Annotated in this window: 20 protein-coding genes and 1 tRNA gene; 9 read left to right on the forward strand and 12 right to left on the reverse strand. The window is 37.9% G+C overall.

Annotated elements, in window-relative coordinates:
* The first annotated feature begins 1 nt into the window (after window position 1).
* Window positions 2–319: an AzlD domain-containing protein gene (locus DPG01_RS06290; RefSeq protein WP_110974522.1), complete on the forward strand. Its 318-nt coding sequence runs from the start codon at window positions 2–4 to the stop codon at window positions 317–319.
* A gap of 644 nt (window positions 320–963) precedes the next feature.
* On the opposite strand, the gene DPG01_RS06295 is transcribed toward DPG01_RS06290, so the two are convergent.
* The 6 genes from DPG01_RS06295 to DPG01_RS06320 all read right to left on the reverse strand — a co-directional run bounded on the left by DPG01_RS06295 (window position 964) and on the right by DPG01_RS06320 (window position 6,485).
* On the reverse strand, window positions 964–1,572 hold the full coding sequence (locus DPG01_RS06295) for a septal ring lytic transglycosylase RlpA family protein (RefSeq protein WP_086207964.1): 609 nt from the start codon (window positions 1,570–1,572) through the stop codon (window positions 964–966).
* 287 nt (window positions 1,573–1,859) lie between these two features.
* The gene (gene mltB, locus DPG01_RS06300) at window positions 1,860–2,861 is read right to left on the reverse strand and encodes a lytic murein transglycosylase B (protein ID WP_086207963.1); all 1,002 of its coding nucleotides are present in this window, start codon (window positions 2,859–2,861) and stop codon (window positions 1,860–1,862) included.
* A gap of 428 nt (window positions 2,862–3,289) precedes the next feature.
* Window positions 3,290–3,940: a hypothetical protein gene (locus DPG01_RS06305; RefSeq protein ID WP_004695843.1), complete on the reverse strand. Its 651-nt coding sequence runs from the start codon at window positions 3,938–3,940 to the stop codon at window positions 3,290–3,292.
* A gap of 27 nt (window positions 3,941–3,967) precedes the next feature.
* A complete protein-coding gene (queF, locus tag DPG01_RS06310; RefSeq protein ID WP_110974523.1) occupies window positions 3,968–4,780 on the reverse strand; it encodes an NADPH-dependent 7-cyano-7-deazaguanine reductase QueF in 813 nt (270 codons plus the stop codon).
* Complete coding sequence (locus DPG01_RS06315) at window positions 4,780–5,553, reverse strand: ABC transporter permease (protein ID WP_004982514.1); 774 nt, start codon at window positions 5,551–5,553, stop codon at window positions 4,780–4,782. The genes queF and DPG01_RS06315 overlap by 1 nt, the downstream gene beginning before the upstream one ends.
* Window positions 5,550–6,485, reverse strand: coding sequence for an ABC transporter ATP-binding protein (locus tag DPG01_RS06320; protein WP_086207960.1), 936 nt, complete (start codon window positions 6,483–6,485; stop codon window positions 5,550–5,552). The genes DPG01_RS06315 and DPG01_RS06320 overlap by 4 nt, the downstream gene beginning before the upstream one ends.
* 178 nt (window positions 6,486–6,663) lie before the next feature.
* Here DPG01_RS06320 and DPG01_RS06325 point away from each other — a divergent pair.
* A tRNA-Arg gene (locus DPG01_RS06325) sits at window positions 6,664–6,739 on the forward strand.
* Window positions 6,740–7,726: 987 nt separating this feature from the next.
* On the opposite strand, the gene DPG01_RS06335 is transcribed toward DPG01_RS06325, so the two are convergent.
* Entirely contained in the window at window positions 7,727–9,301 is a 1,575-nt protein-coding gene (locus DPG01_RS06335) for a sensor domain-containing diguanylate cyclase (RefSeq protein WP_086207916.1), read from the reverse strand.
* A 786-nt stretch (window positions 9,302–10,087) separates the two neighbouring features.
* Window positions 10,088–10,639, reverse strand: coding sequence for a serine O-acetyltransferase (locus DPG01_RS06345; protein WP_086207914.1), 552 nt, complete (start codon window positions 10,637–10,639; stop codon window positions 10,088–10,090).
* Window positions 10,640–11,149: 510 nt separating this feature from the next.
* Here DPG01_RS06345 and DPG01_RS06350 point away from each other — a divergent pair.
* The gene (locus DPG01_RS06350; protein ID WP_086207913.1) at window positions 11,150–11,368 is read left to right on the forward strand and encodes a hypothetical protein; all 219 of its coding nucleotides are present in this window, start codon (window positions 11,150–11,152) and stop codon (window positions 11,366–11,368) included.
* 93 nt (window positions 11,369–11,461) lie between these two features.
* On the opposite strand, the gene DPG01_RS06355 is transcribed toward DPG01_RS06350, so the two are convergent.
* The 3 genes from DPG01_RS06355 to DPG01_RS06365 form a co-directional block, all read right to left on the reverse strand.
* Window positions 11,462–11,839: a hypothetical protein gene (locus DPG01_RS06355; protein ID WP_228146953.1), complete on the reverse strand. Its 378-nt coding sequence runs from the start codon at window positions 11,837–11,839 to the stop codon at window positions 11,462–11,464.
* 198 nt (window positions 11,840–12,037) lie between these two features.
* Window positions 12,038–12,670 (reverse strand): hypothetical protein, encoded by a 633-nt coding sequence (locus DPG01_RS06360; protein ID WP_110974524.1) that lies wholly within the window; start codon window positions 12,668–12,670, stop codon window positions 12,038–12,040.
* Window positions 12,671–12,759: 89 nt separating this feature from the next.
* On the reverse strand, window positions 12,760–13,458 hold the full coding sequence (locus tag DPG01_RS06365) for an exonuclease domain-containing protein (protein WP_110974532.1): 699 nt from the start codon (window positions 13,456–13,458) through the stop codon (window positions 12,760–12,762).
* Window positions 13,459–13,919: 461 nt separating this feature from the next.
* Between DPG01_RS06365 and DPG01_RS06370 the strand changes: the two genes are divergently transcribed.
* From DPG01_RS06370 to rnk, 3 genes are all read left to right on the forward strand, one after another.
* Window positions 13,920–15,179, forward strand: coding sequence for an alpha/beta fold hydrolase (locus tag DPG01_RS06370; RefSeq protein ID WP_110974525.1), 1,260 nt, complete (start codon window positions 13,920–13,922; stop codon window positions 15,177–15,179).
* Between the two features lie 155 nt (window positions 15,180–15,334).
* A complete protein-coding gene (glyA, locus tag DPG01_RS06380; RefSeq protein WP_086207910.1) occupies window positions 15,335–16,588 on the forward strand; it encodes a serine hydroxymethyltransferase in 1,254 nt (417 codons plus the stop codon).
* A 169-nt stretch (window positions 16,589–16,757) separates the two neighbouring features.
* Window positions 16,758–17,162 (forward strand): nucleoside diphosphate kinase regulator, encoded by a 405-nt coding sequence (gene rnk / locus DPG01_RS06385; protein ID WP_087526224.1) that lies wholly within the window; start codon window positions 16,758–16,760, stop codon window positions 17,160–17,162.
* Window positions 17,163–17,169: 7 nt separating this feature from the next.
* On the opposite strand, the gene DPG01_RS06390 is transcribed toward rnk, so the two are convergent.
* Window positions 17,170–17,859: a hypothetical protein gene (locus tag DPG01_RS06390; protein ID WP_110974526.1), complete on the reverse strand. Its 690-nt coding sequence runs from the start codon at window positions 17,857–17,859 to the stop codon at window positions 17,170–17,172.
* A gap of 162 nt (window positions 17,860–18,021) precedes the next feature.
* On the opposite strand from DPG01_RS06390, the gene DPG01_RS06395 reads away from it, so the two are divergent.
* The 3 genes from DPG01_RS06395 to DPG01_RS06405 are packed head-to-tail and all read left to right on the forward strand — an operon-like array spanning window position 18,022 to window position 20,923.
* Complete coding sequence (locus DPG01_RS06395; RefSeq protein WP_086207907.1) at window positions 18,022–18,810, forward strand: tellurium resistance protein; 789 nt, start codon at window positions 18,022–18,024, stop codon at window positions 18,808–18,810.
* 19 nt (window positions 18,811–18,829) lie between these two features.
* Entirely contained in the window at window positions 18,830–19,963 is a 1,134-nt protein-coding gene (locus tag DPG01_RS06400) for a toxic anion resistance protein (RefSeq protein ID WP_086207906.1), read from the forward strand.
* A gap of 33 nt (window positions 19,964–19,996) precedes the next feature.
* On the forward strand, window positions 19,997–20,923 hold the full coding sequence (locus tag DPG01_RS06405) for a hypothetical protein (protein WP_110974527.1): 927 nt from the start codon (window positions 19,997–19,999) through the stop codon (window positions 20,921–20,923).
* Window positions 20,924–20,979 lie beyond the last annotated feature (56 nt).

Consider the following 20,979-nt stretch of genomic DNA (forward strand, 5'->3'; position numbering starts at 1 on the left):
GATGACTTGGTTATTTGTTTTTAGCTTAACTTGTGTGACTTTTTTTAATCGGTATTTATTTTTAGAGCCTAAAACTCAAATTCGACTTCCTAAATTTGCGACACGCATGCTGAAATATGCAGCGCCTTGTCTCATGGTTTCGATTTGTTTGCCACTGGTTTTTTTTGAGGGTTCACAGTGGAAAGGGATATTTCAAAATAGCTATTTTTATGGGGCAATTTTTACCTTGTTGATCACCCTTTTGACCAGAAAGTTATTGCTCAGTATTTTACTCAGTTTAGGATTTTTTTATGGTCTGAATCTGTTATTCGATTTTTAGCATTTCATGAGCAAATAGACCCATAAAAGACCGAAAAATGGATGAAAAAGTGCAAGAGTTTGATCTTTTTCATCGCTTTTAAATTTGTATTGCTATAAATGCGCACTGTTTGCGATTTTTACACTGTTTAGCAATTTGACGTAGCTTTGATTGGGAATATGAAAATATTGAAAATTGAGCAAATGAGGGGGTGTTTGAGAACTTTGAAGAAAGAACAGCATTTTCTTTAGCGTTTGTGAGCATAAAATGCTTCTATTTATACAAAAATCAGTAGAGCTATAACGCCTGCCATATCGTAAAAAAGAAGCTGAATTCACATGCGAATTTGTCAAATAGCTCTGAATTCGAGAATAGATAAAATCACGCTTCAAAGTGGATGAAAAATAGCTTTGAATATACAAAAAATGAATTAAGAACACATTAGCTCGGCTAAACCTACAAAGTTACCAAGATTGTGAGCACAGCCAACTCAAAAACTGGAGCGATTGGATTTTTTTATTCGATGTAAACATGGTTTTGAGCGATGTTAAAGCATCAAGCTAGAACAGCTAAGGATCATCTGCAGTTATTTGTATAAAGACTAGGTATTAAAAAAGCCACATTACTGTGGCTTTACTGTCAAATACGTGTTGTAGGTCTGAATCTTAAGAGTTTGGTCCATCAATACGTTCAATGCTAACTTTTGCAGTACCTGAATTAGTAATACCCAATTGTTTTGCTGCACCGTAAGATAAATCAAGTACACGGTTACCGTGGAAAGGACCGCGGTCGTTAACTTTAACCACAACGCTTTTACCATTGGTTTTATTCGTTACGCGGATATAGCAGTTTAGTGGCAGGCTACGGTGTGCAGCAGTTAATGCATTCATATCGAATGTCTCACCACTTGCAGTTTTACGACCGTGGAACTGACGACCATACCAAGAGGCCATACCGGTTTGGCTAAACTTACGTACTGTATTTGATGCAACAGTATTTAACTTTTCAATCACTGAAGGCTCTTCTTCAGGGATTTCAATTTTTGCAGCGATTGTTTCGCGGCGAATTTTATCGCCTGAACGTTCAGTGATTGAAAGGCTATTTAAATTTGAGAAGTGTGAGTTGAAGCCTTGAGCATCTTTATTTAAGACACGTGCAGCTAGACGAGAGTTATCATTATCATTGGTAAATGATGACTGAACCATCTCTGCTTGCGATTGGCTCAGCACGATGGTCGAGGCAATGGCCAGTATATATTTAAGTGATGACTGCATTTATAAACTCCAAAAGACAACGCTTTTTTCTTTAAACTAAGTGGCTGAAAGATAAAAAAACTTGCCTGTTAATTCACTTTTGCAACAGCATTTGACGAAATGGATAATATTCATGCAGTCATAAGCATGTCTAGTGTTTAATTAAAATAATGATAAAAACTACATAAACTGAACGCTTTTTGATTAAAAAATAATCAATATTGTAACATAATATTAAAAATGCCGAATTTTACATCATTTTTAAATATTTTTTTGTTGACATTTTAATCTTGAGTAAAAAGCTAGCCTTATCGGCTAGCAATTTCAGCCCCTAACTGCCACACCGCAGTCGCATACATACGACTCTTATTGTAGGTTGTGATCACCTGAAAATTAGGGTAGGTAATGTAATAACTTTGCCCATAGTTTTCCTGTAGTTGGATCACATTCACCATATCTAAATCATCAATTTTCACAATCGGATTGGTGGGTTGAATGCCCTGATTTTTCAGCACACCATAAGGCGTCGGTAAAGTTAAATCTTTGGCAATCACAGATTCAGGATTAGAACCACTATAGCGAGCTGCGAATCCAATTGGCTGATTACGTTGCCAGCCATGATTTGCTAAATAGTTGGCAATCGAGCCGATAGCATCCACTGCTGAATTTCGTAAATCGACATGACCGTTACCGTCATAATCCACCCCAAACTTTGGAATGTTGCTTGGCATAAATTGTGGGTAGCCCACCGCACCCGCGTATGAACCTACAACCGAGTTGGTTGGTACGCCATCTTTATAGCTCCACGCGATTAATGCACTGAGTTCATCTTGGAAATATTGCTTACGGCGTTCGTAACCAAAACCTAAAGTCGCTAAGGCATCACGAGTCACAAAATTACCTTTATTGCTCCCAAAACCTGTTTCTACCCCTAAAATGCCGAGAATGACGGACTGGGGTACACCAAATTGTTGTTCGGCACGGTTTAAGGTATCCGCATATTGTTCTTTAAAGCGGACACCACGTTGAATGGTGCTTTCAGCCATAAAGTTGGTTTTATATTCGTACCACGGTTTGCTTTCACCTGGACGATTCATAATGTTAATAATATTGGGCAAGTTTTTAGAGCCATTCATGGCCCAATCGACTTGTTCAGCAGACAGTCCATAGTTTTGCATGGTTTTTTGCTTGAAGCTGATATAGTCAGGATGAGAAGCGAAATCGTTGGCTTGGCAAAAGCTGGTGATTGACAAAGCGCCAATCAATAAAGGTAAACGTTTAACTTTGTTATAAAAGTTTAAATTTAACATAGAAGTCTAATTTCCAGAGTCATGATGGGCCGTGGACCAAAGCGAATAGAGCGAAGCTCTAAACTACGCATTTATATTATGTCGAAATTTTTGTGAACAGAGTCTAGTTTGGACAGGCTTTAAGATAACACTGTCTGTACTAAAGCGGGCAAATAGGGATACAAAAAAAGACAAACTCAGCCTATATATAAGGCAGATCAAGGAAAACAGGATAGAGCTTCATAGATTTTTTAGTGTGACGGTATAAGTCAAGTTTTACTCATTGATATAAAAAGCTCGGTATCTACATGTAAGCCCATTTTTTATTGAAGACTTTATGGCAAAAGTATGCATTTATACAAAACGTAAGGAATTACAGCTTAGAAACAAAAATGACCCTATATAAATAGAGTCATTTGATCTGAAAAGTCGCGAAAGGCTTTTAGTCTTTAAGCATGAAATAAAGTGTCGTGATACTCAGCTAAAGCTAAAAGTTCATCTTTGGTTAAATTTGGGATGATTTTATTCGCTGCAATATGAACCGCTTTAATGACAGCCGCAGAACCGATATCTGCTGCTTTACGCTTGATCATGCCTAAATCGAGGGTTTTATTAAAGTCATTCATGAAGTGGCGTACAGTCGCTTCAGCAAACTGTTTATACAGTTCGGTTAACGCGGCTTTATCTACTTCATTGCCTGCTTTAATTTCAGCATAGTTATATTTGAGGCTGGTCACTAAGCTTGCATCTAATGCTTCACCCACACGGAACTGACCTTCAGCATCTTTAAACAAGCTTTTTTCAGAAAACTGAATTGATGCTTGAACCACATCATTCGATGATTTTCCTAAAAGTTGCTTCAACAAAACCGCAACCGTTGACTTAATATAGCCAGCCAGCTTTTCAGCTGTGTCACGTTTATCACTTGGTGGAAAACGGCGTACTAACTCAGTCAAAATGGCATCAATAATTTCATCATTGATCAGTAGCGCTGTTTTGTCTCGAAGTGGATATAAAGGTTCACTTGAGTCTTTCTTCTGCTGAGCAGTTTGAATAGTCTGTAAAAGTTCAGTCGATGGAATAAAACCAAAAAATGGCATCGTGTATTAACCTCAATGTTCTTTATTTTATTGTCGCGCCAATCGAATTGGGCGGGGCATCCATGACACATCAGACACACGACACGGGTTAATATCTAAACCACCACGGCGCGTATAAGCTGCGTACACCATCAGCTTTTCAGGTTTCAAATTTTGCCAAATATCGGCAAACATTTGTTCCACACATTGTTCGTGGAAGCCGTTGTGCTGACGGTAAGAGATAATATAAGCCAGTATGCTGTTATAACAAGGCTTTTTACCTTTATATCTGATAAATACCGTACCCCAATCTGGTTGTCCAGTGACTGGGCAGTTACTTCTGAGTAAATGCGAGTAAATCTGTACTTCAACATCTTCAGCAGCGCTATCCAATGCCAACAGATTTGCATTGGGATGATTTTCCAGTTGGGTTGGAATCAGTTCATCAATACAGATCCCTTCAGGCTGACTAACTTGTACATCATCAACATGAAACAACTCAATACTCACATCTGCACCAGCAGCCACCGATAAATCCTGTTCAACTGTTGCTTTAAATGCAGCTTTAGACTCAAACTGAGTAAAGTTCATGCTATTAAAGTAGAGTTTTAATGACTTTGACTCAATGAGATTGGGCGAGGTGGCAGGTAGACTGATGCGACCAATAGCAACTTGCGGAACACCGTGGTGATTTAGCCAAGAAATTTCAAAAACATGCCACCAGTCTTTACCTTGTTGAATACCTTCAACATGCGCATAGTGCTCGCGTGCTGTGGCACGGGCAATAGGAAAAAGAATGTCGGGTTGATAAGTTGTTGGGTAATTGGTGTCTTTACCCAAAAGAGAATGTTCTACACTCATTATTCACGCATTCCTGAACCACGAGAAAGTAAATAGTAAGCAATGCCATAAAGCACTGCACAACATATAGTCATAACAGATAGGGAGACGACGACGTTAACATCGCTATGACCTAAAATACCGAAACGAAAAGCATTGACCATATATACAATCGGATTGATCAACGATAAATTTTGCCAAAAAGGGCTGAGTGCTGAAATGGCATAAAATACGCCGCCTAAATAAGTTAAAGGCGTCAGCACAAAGGTTGGGATGATGGAGATGTCATCAAAAGATTTAGCATACACAGCATTGATAAAACCACCCAGTGAAAATAAGAACGAGGTGACCAAGACGGTGTAAATGGTAACAAACCAATTGGTAATATACAGGTCAGTAAAAAATAAACTCATAGCTGTTACTATAATACCGACCAAGACTCCGCGACACACACCACCTAAGACAAAGCCCCATAAAATGGCATGCAAAGGTACAGGACTCATGATCAGCTCTTCAATACTTTTTTGAAATTTCGCACTAAAAAAGCTCGAAGAAACGTTAGCATAACTGTTGGTAATCACCGCCATCATAATCAGTCCAGGCACGATGAACTGCATATAGCTAAAACCGCCCATCTCACCAATACGAGAACCGACCAAATTACCAAAAATTACGAAATACAAACTCATGGTAATGGCAGGTGGAAGCAAGGTTTGCGGCCAGATGCGCATAAAGCGACGAATTTCTTTATGCACCAGAGTATATAAAGCTACGCTAAGTTGATTTAAGTTCATGGCGTAGTTCCTTCGAGATTTTTTTCGACCATCTTCACAAACAGTTCTTCTAAACGGTTGGATTTGTTCCGCATACTACGAACTTGGATCCCTTGCGATTCGAGCAATTGAAATAAGTCATTGAGGGTATGTGCTCTATCCATAGTCACTTCTAAAGTCACGGCGTCGACTAAGTGGAAACGAACCCCAATAATGTCGATATGAATCGGTTCAATCGGTGTGGCCAAATCAAAAATAAAGGTTTCCTCATTGAGCTGATTGAGGAAATTTTTCATGCTGGTGTCTTCTTTAATCACACCACGGTCAATAATGGCAATTCGACGACATAGCATTTCCGCTTCTTCTAAATAGTGCGTCGTTAAAATGATCGAGGTACCTTTACTGTTCATTTCTGTGAGGAAGTCCCACATCGAACGACGCAGTTCAATGTCAACCCCTGCGGTAGGTTCATCTAAAATAAGGAGTTTTGGTTCATGCATCATGGCACGGGCAATCATCAGGCGACGCTTCATACCACCTGAAAGCATGCGAGCTTGAACACCACGTTTTTCCCATAAGCCGAGTTTTTCTAAATATTCTTCGGCACGAACTTCTGCAATTTTTTTAGGAATACCATAATAGCCCGCTTGTGTGACTAAGATATCGAAGGTTTTTTCAAACTGACCGAAGTTAAACTCTTGAGGTACAACCCCTAAGCACTGTTTGGCTTGAGAAGGGTGCGTGTCGAGATTATGTCCAAAAATTTCGACAGTACCTGCGGTTTTCTTGGTCAATGAGCTGATAATACCAATCGTTGTAGATTTGCCTGCACCATTTGGTCCAAGAAGGGCATAGAACTCACCTTCAGGAACAGTTAGATTGATGCCTTTTAAGGCCTGAAACCCATTTTTATAGGTTTTGGACAAATCTCTTAACGTCAATGCATCAGTCATGAAATTCTCGAATGATTAATAATGGCACTATTGTGAGCGATTATGCCTAATAAACCAAGTAATCTACTCGCAATTCTGTGTTGCAGATATGGAACATTGTATAAAGCATAAGCAGGAAAATCACTCTAAGCTATATAGATGCTTTACCTTGTGATTTTTTTTGATATGATGTGCTCGCGCGCTCATAGCTCAACTGGATAGAGTACAGGTCTCCGAAGCCTGTGGCGTGGGTTCGAGTCCCGCTGAGCGCACCAATTTATTGTTATTTATCAATAGTTTGCATTTTTTCACACGTGTATTTAAATGGGTTTTCGAGGGTAATCATTCCCTTAAAAATTAAAAGCAGTATGAAAAAAACACAAAAGTCTAAATTTGAAAATATCAGTGACTAACTTTTGCGCTTTCTAAAAGCATAAAACACATTTTTAATAGATTTTATCTTAGAGTCATGTTTTAAAGACAATAGTCTATTTTTAAAACCATTCTCAATATCTGGCTAACTCAGCTTAACGAATACTTTGATTTAACATCTCATTATATAAATGAACCCTTGATACGACTAAAACTGGAACATGAATAGATATTTACCGTGCTCCTGAGCAGTTGGACATGGAATTTTCTTGCAAGCATCCATATACATCATAAAAATGATTTCAATACCTTCCAAGGTTTCAGTTAATGCTTTATCCAAAAAATACCTACGCTATTTAATTTTGCCGGATCACGAGCACTTGCAATAAATGCATCACTTTCTTGCATAATTTTCACTGCATATTTCATAGTTATATACATGAGACTAATATGACGAGTTCACTAAGCTGCTAAAAAGGTTAGGGCTATAGCTTCAGATCCTTTTATCTGCAATTTTTTGGCTATTTCGTTTTTGGATAGTTTGGTAAAACAATTTTTTACTGATTAACTCAATAATCATGTATGAATCCTTTCCTTAAGCAACAGAACAACCCTTTATGCTAGACGTGTCATTTTATGTTGTTGTAATTTATAGCGGTTATTTGTAAAACGATAACTGATAATAAGATATTTCTTCTTGGAGCTCGGCTCTCAAGTCTTCTAAAAGAGCTGCGAGAATGTTAGCTCTAAGTTTGTCTGCCTGTGTTAATCATTACTTCAGTTTGCTTGTATGCTAAACAATTTGTACTGTTGAGAGGATTGAGTACAGCTTCAAATGTCTAATCATGATATTCCATAGACGTAGAAGAATGTATTTATTCATTGGCGCTTTAAATAGAGGAGATACGAGTACAATTACGTCCATCATTTTTTGCTTCATATAGTTTTTGGTCTGCAAGCTTAATCACGTCATCGACACTTTCTGCATCTCGTGGCCAAGATGCAATGCCAATTGAAACGGTAATATGTCCCACTGGATCAAGATAGCTTTGTGCAACAGCCTCTCGAAGTCGTTCAGCTGCTGTATATGCAACTTTGGGATCTTCATGCACGACAAATACAGTAAACTCTTCTCCGCCAACACGACAGCAAATATCATGCTTACGGAAATTGTTCATCATGTGAGATGCTAGTTTCTTTAATACATGATCTCCTTGATCATGGCCATAGCTATCATTAATTGCTTTGAAGTGATCAATATCTATGTTGAGTACTGAAAAAGGAGTGTTTGTTGCTTTTAATTCATTTAAAAATAATTTCATGCCTCGGCGGTTATATAGTTCTGTAAGCGGGTCTGTATTTACATGCTGTTTAAGTTCTGCAATTTCATCTTTAAAGTGTTTAGAGCTCAAAAGCAATGAAGTGCGAAAACGCAATGCTTCAAAATACCAAGGATCTATTTTCTTGATATCTTGATCAATATTGGGGCGTGTGAGCATGCTTGCCATTTGAGCAAGTTTATTGAGCGGAGAAGAGATTAAGTAGGATAGTTTCCAAACAAAAATAAAGAGTACAAGATAAAAAATCAGCATACCCAAGGTCACTTTTACAATAATAGCGTTCGCTTGGCTGAGCAATTCTAATGTGGGCTGCTGCGACACAATAATCCAATTCACGCTTGGTATCGCTGCAAAACCAGCTAAGTTCTCGATTCCTTTACTATTGACTAAAGCAATGTTGCCTGATGAGCGAGAAGTAATATATTTCAACCCCGTATTATTTTTTAACGAATCTCCAATCCGGCTTTGATCAGGGTGGAAAATAATCTTATTTTTATTATCAATAACATAGGTGTAGCTTTTCTTGTGAGAATACGATGTGGCAAGGAGTTCACTGACCAAGTTCTCTTGATTTAAATAAATTGAACCCGTCACAATACCTAAAAATTCATTTTTATGATTAAAAATAGGTTGAGCAATCAGAACAATAAGGTTATTAGAAAGTCCTTTGTAGGGAGAAGATATATAAGTTTGTTTTAGTTTTAAGGCTTCAATGATTCCAGCAGTTTTATATTGTTTTTTGTGGTCTATACGAAAGTTATGTGGTGCATATTCCCGAATGTATGCATTTTTATCGACAATGGTGATCGAGTTAAATTTGTGGGATTGATTCTTGAGCCTTGAAACTTCTGCTTTTAAAACATCTTGATTGGAAAAGTTTTGACCTAAGATGTGAGCGCTAAATTTGAGTTCACTTAACATGCTTTCAAAATATTTATCTGTGCTAAATGCAATTTTGGCAGCATAGCGTTGATTTGCAGCTAAAGAATTCTCTGTGAGTTGCTCTTTGATGACATAATTCAGCACAAAAATTGAAATTAAAAACAAGCTTGATACGCTGCTAATAATTAAGATCAAAATAAGTTTTTGTAAATCTAAACTATGAAAGACAGACTTTTTGATCACTCATTACCTCGAAATAAACAGCGATGTTGTACATTTGCTTGTAGCGCGTAGGCATCCAATTTTAAACAGATTTATGAGAAAAATCTTTAAAAAAAGTATTTGATTGTTTTGGTGTTCGTTTTTGAGATATAGATCAATTTACTGATAATATATATGTAATAGTTCTAGTAAATTTACACAAATTACTATTATGATCATACTGATTGAACATAATGGAGCAAAACTAATCACAAATTATAATAAAATTTAATGTAAATAACATTAAATTGACATGCTGAAAACGTAATAATCGAAGTCCATAATATTTTACCTTTGGAGAACATATATGTATGTCATCGGGATCGCATTCATCATTTTACTGTTGCTGATAGGGATAGGTGCAGTGATTACAGGCTTTGCTATGGGGGAGATGTTTTTCATTGTAATCGGAATTTTGTTATTTATTATGGCATTTTTAATTTGGTTAAGTTTTAAAGATAAAGTTTCAAACCCTTTTAAAGATTGATAGTTATAAATTTAATAATATATTTTTTTAATTAATATTTGTCATTTTTCTTGATTGTTTTGTGATTGAATAATTATAAGATTGAAATATGAACTTATTTGTGTGCTAACTGATTTTTACGTCATAACTTTAGAACTTTTAATGTTTTTCATTTAGCTAAGTAGGCTTTTCATAATGATATCGCTCTTGTCCTGACTTTGAATAAGCTCAGTTTTATTGCACATGAAGTGTTTGAAATATGATTGATTGAGCAAGAATGCACTTAAAAATATGTTGAAGAACTAGTCGCTTTTATTGATTTTTGGCCAGCGTCTATTCACTGACTGGCCTGGATGGTTATAGTTTATTACTTTTGCATAATTCCCTACGGCTGTTGCATTTTCCGGGATATCTTTTGTGACTACGCTCCCCGCACCAATGGTTGCATTATGACCAATTTTAACTGCATCAATGATACAGACATTTGGACCAATATAAACATTGTCACCAATGATTGCTGCTTGGCGACCACCATTAGCACCAATTGTTGTAAATTGCGATAAGTTGACATTATTTCCAATCACTGTAGTTGGATTGACAACCAAAGGCCCACCATGCCCAATATATAAGCCATAACCAATTTGTGTAGTACAGTGAATGTCTATACCATATTTCTTTTTCTTATAATAAAACACAGGATAGGCCAGTTTAGCGACCCAAGATTTTGAGCTTGCAAGACGCAACCAAAAACTAAAGTTAAAGCCCCGATTGAACAAATAATTTTTAACAAATGAGCTCATTTTAGTATTGCCACAATAGCGATATAAGTCACTTAAAATTAATTGAACTAACATGGAGATACACTCTTCGGTCGAGTTCGGGAGTTTACTTTATTTGCGGATGAGTTGTTATCTCTATTTTGCCATGAAAATGATCGCTCATTTTAATAAAATATCAATTGGGTTTTATTTGTACAGTTGTTTAGAAATGTCATACGTACTTGTCGAAGTGCAGAATTACTTTTATATTGTACCTACAGTAGGTCGATAACTAAGACGCTACGATGTAGTTGGACGGATCAATGACAGCTCGTTGAGTTTGAAACGAAATGTTCAAACAATAAATCAGCACTAGCCTTCCAACATAGAAAAGCTCGCAGAAATGCGAGCTTTTTTTATGTGAGTAATTATGACGATGTATCTCGGATGTTACCTTGATTCAGTTTAAGTTTTTGATTTATGGTTATGATTTTTAAAATATTCATATAAATTAACATTGCGATAAATTCTAACATCTCCAAATCGGGACAATTAAAAATCTTATGTTATAAAAGTAAGCAGAGCAAAAAAGAAAAGGAAAGAAAAATGACTCAACTTGTAGATGTGAAGGTTAAGGATCAATACAGTCAAACCTATGAGGTAAAAGCACGACTTAGGCAAGCCCCTGAAGAATCTGAGGCTGCAAATTTAGATTTGTTTCAGCGTATTGAACATATTGTGGTTGAGGGTGAGGTGATTCTTCCGAGTATTGAACTGCTGTTCGAAAGTCAACAGACTGAGAATATATATCGTGTTATTGATTGATTTTATCTTGAACAAAAAGCTCATGTTTACATGGGCTTTTTTGCTTGATCACCAAGCTTAAATAAAAAACAACGCTTTGGTTCTATTGAATAATCAGATGCTTTTCTCGTTAGTTAGGTCAGCACATAATTGCACATCCACATCATACTTATTCAGTTCTTGGATCAAAGTATTCAGTATACATTGTGCTTCTGCGGTATGAGGTGCAAATGAAAGCGTACTTTGCTGCTGACTGTCATAGCATTCGACATAGTCAATTGCCCAAAGATGTGCATTTGCAGTGCGGTGTATAATAATGCGCTGTGGTTGTAGTCGTGGGCTGAGTTGGCGTGGAAGAATATAAGTCAAAGCCAAACAACTATTGTTTAGATCTTCTGGGGGAGATAAAAAAGTAATCAACCAATTTCCGACTTTACTGAATTGCATCGGGTTATCTACAGGATCAAACAGTAGATGATTTAACATTGCCATAGCATGGTTCCTATTTCATATTAGAATTTATGCCTTGAGCGCTTGACTGAGCCAATTGTGCCAAAGTTTAAAGAAATTCGGATGACCTCTAAATTTTAGTTTAGATTTTAAAATAAATTTATAAAAACAATAGCTTGATATTTTTTCTTAGAGTTTCCTCCTTTTGAACTATACAAAAAAAGACTGAATATACATGCCTCAAGCGGCTTGTAAACGTAAAAGTGAATGATTAATTTGCTGTAGATATTGGTTGAGCATGATGGGTTCTATTCGACTTTCTTGTAGGGCGGTAATCCATTGCATTTGGCAACGTTTCAAGCTTTGTAGGTCTGTTGCAGATTGAATTTGGAGAATGAGTTGTCTCGCCATTAATCCACAATAACGTTGTAATAAACTCATCATCAACTCACGAGTTTCTTCAAAATTGTACGCTTTGAATGCTGGTGCTGGTGCTGGTGCTGGTGCTGGTGCTGGTGCTGGTGCTGGTGCTGGTGCAGTAATTTCAGTGTTTAAAACTAGAGCAGCGTTGCTGTCTTTCAACTCAGGCGTTACAACGGGGGAGGAACTTGAAGCTATGTTGGTTATATTTGTTTCAAATTCAACAGGAGTTGGTTTTGGAGTATGAGCTGCTTGGGTGGAATGAATCAGACCCAATTCGACGAGTTGTTCGAGTATTTCTGGTGTTGCAATACGTTGTTTAAATTGATCTGCCAGTCGGTCAAAATCTTCTGTGCCAATTAAAACCAATAATCGTCTCTGGCGTGCATTGAGTGGGATATGACGTTGTTGTAACGCATCGAGACCTAATGCTGTCTTTTGATAATGATTCATACCTTAATTTACTCCCCCGAAAAAATAAATTAAGGCTGAACATACAGTGTAAAAATTACAGTAATATTAACAATTTATGACAAATGATTTTAAAGTGTTGTAATGCTGGCATTTTCCAAAGCCTTACGTAAGTAAGGATCAAGTTCATCTTGGCGCATTAACCACTGAATATAGTCGGCAGGGAGCTCTGCAATCGCAGTTCCACGATGTTTACCAAAGTTAATGACACGAGGAATACGGGCATCTTCAGAGGCTGTAAATAACTGCTCCATACTATTTATTTTTAAGTGATGAACCACATGCATTAAAATATTGGCTGTTAAAATAATATCCATATCCGCACGGTGCGCTTTTTTAATCATCTCACGGGCTTTTTCACTACCTTTGGAGATCATATAAATGAGTGCTGAAATATTATGGGCTTCAGCATCAGGCCAAACTAAGCGCGCAAGTGCCAAAGTACAAATTGCTTTAATATTTGAAACATTTACACCACACTTTTCTATGGCACGAATATCATAGTCAATATTATGACCAATAATGTATTGGGTCTCATCTGGTAGCCTGAATGTCGTGTAGTGGGGGTGGCCCACTAAATCTGACTCTAAAATATGGTGTACAGCCATAGCAGCAAAAGAAATCGGTTCATCGACCGTATAGAGCTGATCAAAGACTTGGCTTTTATCTAGGCTTAATTTGCCATTGATGATTTCAATTGGCGCGTATGCAATCTCAATAGGTTGACCGTTGAGGGTATGAGTTTCTGTATCGAGAATGATGGCTTGCATATGCATGTCCGAAAATTGAAAACTGTATAAATTTATCATTTTCAACAGGATCAAGACAGCCTGCGATGTCGGATTTGTAGCCTGATATTATTTTTGTTGGTGAACAAGTGTATGCACTGAAGCGCAAGTTTAAATGATTGAGCCATATTCATCCGTTCAAATCGATTAGATACAATAAGCCTAGCGAGTCGTAGTTCATTATCTTGAGAAAATTAAATAGCGTTAAAAACGTATTTTTGGACAGTCTCACCTATAAGTGCAATGACCTGTTATATGGTTTTTTATTTTATAAATTACAATGCTTTATGTTGTTTCAAGAAATAAAGATAGATTCAAAAGGGTCATTTGTTTGTTTTTTGTAAGTGATCTTGCTATAGGTCATTTTGAAGCGTAAATCATTAATGTATTCAAGTGATTTGAATCGTTACAACAAGAAAAAAACTTCATTAAGGAAATTGAAGATGAAAAAAAGATTATTGGCAGTGTTGGTCAGCAGTTCTGTACTTTTATTAACAGCCTGTGGTGGTGGGGAAGGGAACACAACTTCCGTCGTTGTAAATGATGGAGTCCCGAAAAATAATATTGTAAATCCAGTGGTGAAAACTGAAGCTTATACGGATGTTAATGCTAGTGCCAATATTGTTCTGGATAGTGTGAGTGCATCTAAAACCTTGATGACATATAAAATGCGCAGTGTAAATGGGAGTGAGACTCAAGCCACCGCACTAGTATTTACACCCAAAGGAACAATGCCCGCAGGTGGTTGGCCAATTGTTGCATGGGCACATGGGACAACTGGCGTTGCTGATCAGTGTGCGCCAAGCCAACAGGGCTTAGCTGGAAATGAATATTTGATAGCTAAACTTCTTGCCTCAGGTTATGCCGTGGTTGCACCAGATTATGAGGGTTTAGGTGAACCTAGTGGCCGTGAGTTACATCCATTTTTGAATCTAAAAAGTGAAGCCTATTCGATCACCGATGCAGTTGTTGCAGCGAGTCAAAATTTTGGTAATACAACTGAAAAACGTTGGGCTGCCATCGGACATTCTCAAGGTGGACATGCGGCATTAGGTGCAGCTGAAAATGCATCACGTGCACAACTTGATTATAAAGGTACGATTGCAATTGCTCCTGCATCATTTTTAAGCTTGATTCTGATTGGCGGTGAGCAACAGGCAGCTGCTGAAACAAACTTAACAAATAAAATTAAAACACTTGCAGGATTAGACACATTTACAGCCTTAATTACAGCAGGGTTAAGAAACCCTTATCCAAATTTACACTATAGCGAAGTGTTCCAAACGCCAACTGATAATATTGCAGCAGAAGCTGAATCACTATGTTACACAGCACTAGGTAATAAGTTTGGTGGAGCGATGGGTGTTTATGCTGCAACATATGGAACCATAGATGGTTATCCACGAACTCAAACAGGATTTATGTCGAATATTCCGGAAGTAAAAGATTTTCTAGCCAATGGTTCACAACCTTTGAAGAGCAAGATTAGTACCCCAGTGATTATTTATCAAGGAACATACGATACGACAGTACCAAGAACAATAACCAATAACTTAGTGAATACAGCACCAGCAGGTACGGTGATCACGTATGTTAATGATGATCAACTCGCAGCAGTTGATAAGTGGGATCACACTACTGTTTATACTAAAAATTTGGATAACTTTGTGGCAGATGTTAAAACTCTCATGCCAATTCAATAATTTGCTTTGACCTAAAGCGCTCATGTGGTTTTACTGCATGGGCGATTTTTATTTCAAACAGAGTAAAGTTCGTTCTCGAAATTTATAAACTTCATGCTACAATACGCGCCAATCTTAGCACGGCTTAAAAGCCCTAATTTCATAGGACCTCGCTAATGTTTGCCAATATCTCAATTGCTGAATTTGATCCAGAAATCGCGCAAGCAATCACACAGGAAGATGCTCGCCAAGAAGCGCACATCGAACTGATTGCTTCTGAAAACTATTGCTCTCCAGCAGTAATGGAAGCGCAAGGTTCAAAACTTACAAACAAATATGCTGAAGGCTACCCAGGCAAACGCTACTATGGCGGTTGTGAATATGTAGACGTGATTGAACAATTAGCGATTGACCGTGCTAAAGAGCTTTTCGGTGCAGATTACGCAAACGTTCAACCACATGCGGGTTCACAAGCAAACTCTGCTGTTTACTTAGCCCTTCTTAACCCAGGCGACACAGTTTTGGGTATGAGCTTGGCGCATGGTGGTCACTTGACTCACGGCGCAAAAGTGAGCTTCTCTGGCAAAACATATAACGCAATTCAGTACGGTTTAAACCCAGAAACTGGCGAGATCGACTACGAAGAAGTTGAACGTTTAGCAATTGAGCATAAGCCACGTATGATCGTTGCTGGCTTCTCTGCATATAGCCAAATTGTTGACTGGCAACGTTTCCGTGACATCGCGGACAAAGTTGGTGCTTACCTATTTGTAGATATGGCTCACGTTGCTGGTCTAGTTGCTGCTGGTGTTTACCCAAGCCCAGTTCAGATTGCTGACGTAACAACAACGACTACTCACAAAACACTTCGTGGCCCACGTTCAGGTTTAATCCTTGCGAAAGCAAACGAAGAAATCGAGAAAAAATTACAATCTGCTGTATTCCCTGGTAACCAAGGTGGTCCTTTGGTTCATGCTGTAGCGGCTAAAGCAATTTGCTTTAAAGAAGCAATGGCTCCTGAATATAAAGTTTACCAACAACAAGTGGTGAAGAACGCTCAAGCTATGGCTGAAGTTCTCATTGCTCGTGGTTATGACATCGTTTCTGGCGGTACAGAAAACCATTTGTTCTTGTTATCTCTTATTAAGCAAGATGTAACAGGTAAAGAAGCAGATGCATGGTTAGGTGCAGCTCACATTACTGTGAACAAAAACTCTGTACCAAATGACCCACGCTCACCATTTGTGACTTCTGGTATCCGTATCGGTACACCTGCTGTGACGACTCGTGGTTTTGGTGAAGCTGAAGTACGTGAACTTGCTGGTTGGATCGCAGACATCCTAGACAGCAAAGGTGACGAAGCTGTGATTAATGCTGTTAAAGCGAAAGTTGAAACTGTTTGCGCGAAATTCCCAGTTTACGCGAACTAAGTTTGACTTGAGAAAGCCCCCTCAAGGGGGCTTTTTTTATGGCATTAAAAAATCAAAATCAGTTGAAATGTAATTTAGACTGCATTTCTGATATAACAGAAGTTATAGGCTAATAAATTATTTTTAATAAGAATTTTATTCATATCGTATTCAAATAGGGATGCAGCACATGGCAAATCCAGCAATTATTATTTCTGAGCAGGATCTTCATCGTTTAGAAACGATGCTAGAGCATCAGCCTAAACTTACACCGACTATGCAGTTGCTTGAAGAAGAATTGGCCCGTGCCGATGTTGTTGCGCCACAAGATATGCCTGCCAATGTGGTAACGATGAATGCAAAAGTTTTACTGACCATTGCCCCATCTACAGAAGCATCTGAAATTACCTTGGTTTATCCGCATGATTTTAAAGGGGAGAAAGGGCAGGTCAATGTGGTTGCTCCAATTGGCGCAGCAATTCTGGGCTTAGCTGAAGGTCAAGAAATTGAATGGCCACAACCAGACGGTCAAATGATGAAGGTCAAAATTGAAAAAGTGCTTTATCAACCTGAGCGTGAAGGTGATTATTTATAATATCGAATCACTTAATTTTAAGGCCATGTTGCTCATGGCTTTTTATGACGTTGAATATGTGCTTTCTATAATGAAAGACAGTAATGCAAAAGAAAACAAAAAAGTAGAGTGCTGATTGATTTCGATTTTTTATTTCATCTAGATAGAGTTGGTTATATTGTTGATAGGCTTGTGCATAGCCGAAAATCATTTTCCCATTCACATGTAGTGCATACAAAATATCATGAGGGGTCTTTAGATAAGTGATGGATTGACCTCTCCAAGCAGGAATATCTAAAGTTAACCGCATTGCATCGAATAGCCATTGGCAAGTATGAAAATAGCGAATAGGCAAATTCATTTTTTTTATTGGATTTTTCGGGCCAGTGTAGGAGGTGGTCTTAAAAGGTGAGTCTAGCCAACGATCACACCAAACCGTTTGAATTCGGTTCTGATTCAGGCTAAAGAAACCGACCAAAAATTGCGTTTTCCCCAAGCTGTTTAAATTATAGGGTGCTAGATTTTTTTGATAAAGTTGAATAGCTGTTTCATTGCCTAACAGTGTGCCACTCACTTGTTGCAATTGGCTCGGATCATGCTCTAAAAATGTTTCGTGGATGTGTTTTGCTTTATAGTGCGCAGCAACACTGATAAGTAAGGTTAGTGCAATGCAGAAGCCTAAACTATAACGAATGACGTGCTGAAGACGAATGATCATAATTTTAAATAGATATCATTTTATTGGAAGCAGAAGTAATGGATTAGCCAGATCAAGATAAAAGGTTTTCACAGCATTTTTGCAAAAATCTACATGTTATTTAATACAAAAGCTGTAGTATAAAAATGATTTTATTCAATTTCTTTATTGGGTTAAAGCACTATGGCACAAATTGACGTTCTTGTTCCATTAAGGGATATACCAGTCAATTCAGACGAACTTTTAAGTATCCAGCGTAATGATTTGGTTCCGTTGCTGAACGACCAATATCGTCTCAATCATTATGCAGATAGTGTCATTCAGGCGCAGTCTGTGCTGCTTAATGGGATAGATCCACAGCTGACTTTACAGCTGAGTCAAACCATTGAGCAACTGATCCAGTCACTGGCTGACTCAAAAAAATACCTAAAAAAGCGAAAATTTAATGGGCTGCAAAAGTGGCTCGGGATTGATATTGAATATGGTTCAACCCAAGTTGAATACTATAAAAAACTGGATCAATTACTGGATCGAGCCAATCATCTCAGTCAAAAATTACAAATCGAAATTCAAAAATCGCAAGCACGTTATCAGCAGCTCACTGGTTTACGTGAGCAAATGGCTAAATATATATCTGCGGCTGAAGCATTTTTAATGGAATATCCTAAATTTGTGAAGAATGCACATCCTTTAGATAATTTTGCAGAACGTTTATCCAAGAAAATTAACAGCTTGCAAACTTTGCAAAGCAGTAATGATATTGCGATTACGCAAATGCAGTTGTCTCAGCAGCTTTCATTGAGTTTGTTAGACCGATATAAAGAGGCGCAGCAGGTTTTGATCCCAGCATGGCAATATCATGTCAAACAATCCCAGCAATCAAGCTCGACAATTGAACTGGAAAAGCTCGATAATAGCCGTGAAAAATTGATTCATACTTTAAAAAAATCACTACAGAAACCAACACTTTAAGAAATAGATTAGGTGAATTATGACCAACCCAGAACAAAACAGTCTTGTGGTAGAGCCAACCACTGAAGTGATTGAACACAAGTTTCAACAGTTAAATTTGCAAGAAATTGGCTTGCAACAAGATGACTTCAATGCAGTCTTGGCAGCGCGGAAAGAGTTGGCAGAAATCAACCATAACGCCGTGGCGGAGTATGGTAAAAATATTGCGACACAAACCTCAGGATATACTGATGAGTTGTTAAATTTGGTTCAAAATAAAGACTTGGATGAAACTGGGCAAAAGCTGAATCAGGTAGTACAAGTTGCACAACAGCTCAATACCTCAAGTATTTTAAATAAAAAGAAAAATTCAGGTTTCTTCGGTGGCTTGATGAGCAAAATTAAAGGCGCAAAGAATAATATTGATATGCACTTTAATACCACCAAAGAACAGATTGATACTTTGGTGAAAGAAATTGAAAAATCGCAGTCTGGTTTAAAAGCACGTGTTGATACGCTAGATCGGATGTTTCATGGTGTACAAAGTGAATATAAACAGCTCGGTGTGTATATCGCGGCGGGTAAGTTGAAACAGGATGAAATTCAGCAGGAAATCTCAACACTGACTGCACAGGCGCAAGACCAAACCACGACGCAGAGGGTTTACGACCTCAATCATTTAGCCAATAATTTGGAAAAACGTGTAAGTGATTTGCAGGTTTTACAACAATCAGCCATGCAAACATTACCGATGATTCGTATTATCCAGTCTAATAATTTGATGTTGGTCGATAAGTTTTATGCGATTAAAAACATCACATTGCCTGCATGGAAAAATCAAATTAGTTTGGCGATTTCTTTAAATGAGCAGAAGAACAGTGTGCAGTTGGCCAATACCATTGACGATGCGACCAATGATTTATTGAAGCGTAACGCTGATTTGTTACATCAAAACTCAGTAGATACAGCAAAAGCCAATCAACGTTCGGTGATTGATATTGAGACGCTTGAACATGTACAAAACACACTCATTAAAACAGTAAATGATGTGATTCAAATACAAAAAGAAGGGATGCAGAAACGTGCGGAAGCAACCACACGTTTGCGTAGTTTGCAGGACAATTTGAATCAATTGGTTTTAGACTCGAGTTCTAATCGTACGACACCATCTTAATGCTAAGTTGGGTGGTCGATAGAGGAGAAATGTTTGCCTTCTTTAGATGAGTATGTTGTTCAGCCTCAGCACCTTGAACAAGGTGTAGCTACACTCAAACAGCGTCAGCGTAAACTGAGCTTATGGTGTATGGTGAGTGTAATTCTGCTGGTCGTTTCTGGCGTGAGTTATTTCCTACAGCAGGATTTTGTCTATAGCTTTTTTGGGCTCACGACTGAAATACAGCAGCTACATATGCCCATGAGTGTCGATGAAAATCTCGCATCACTTGGACAACAGCCAGATTATTTTCTGAATTTGCTGTCATGGTTTGGTTGGCTTGTGCTCAAGATTATGGTGTCTTTTGTTGGGGCATTCGTATTGGTGCACTATGCACGGAAAATTCACTTTTTCTATGTGCGTTTTCAGTCTTTTATACTGAAGTTTGTGGCTTGGCTGATCGCATTTATTTTACTGTGGTCTGGACTGACCTATGTGCAATATGATTTAAAAGATGATGAGCATGAAGCTTTCCAGAAAATTGTATATTACGATAAAAATATTCAACAAAGCGAACTCGCGCATTATTTGCAAGAGTCAGACATTCAGCTTCCCGTAAAACATTATTTGCTTGCACAGACGGCATTGTTACACCAACCTGTCGATAAAAATGTAGCCATTCCGCATGTGCTTGCTCTTGTGCAAGCAGAAAAAAACGATTCACATTTTATTGAATATGGGTTTAAGCCTGAACAGCTATGGACGATGCAGCACCAACTCTATGGCAAAACACTCACACCGATGGCTGCAAGTGTAGAAAAACAAGCTCAGCAAGCTGCGCAGTTCACTACGGTCATGCAATTCTTCTCGCTTATCTTGATGCTAATGATGGCGCTGTTGAGTCTTGTATTGTTTGGTTTGACACGTCAGTTAAAGGCCAGAACGTTAAGAATTGAACAGCGGATGCAGAGTAAACACTAAGCTTTGACTTCATTTAAAGTCCTTTGTGGAGTGGGACTTTTTATGATGAATATCTC

Source organism: Acinetobacter sp. WCHAc060042 (assembly GCF_003231195.1).
GTDB lineage: Bacteria > Pseudomonadota > Gammaproteobacteria > Pseudomonadales > Moraxellaceae > Acinetobacter.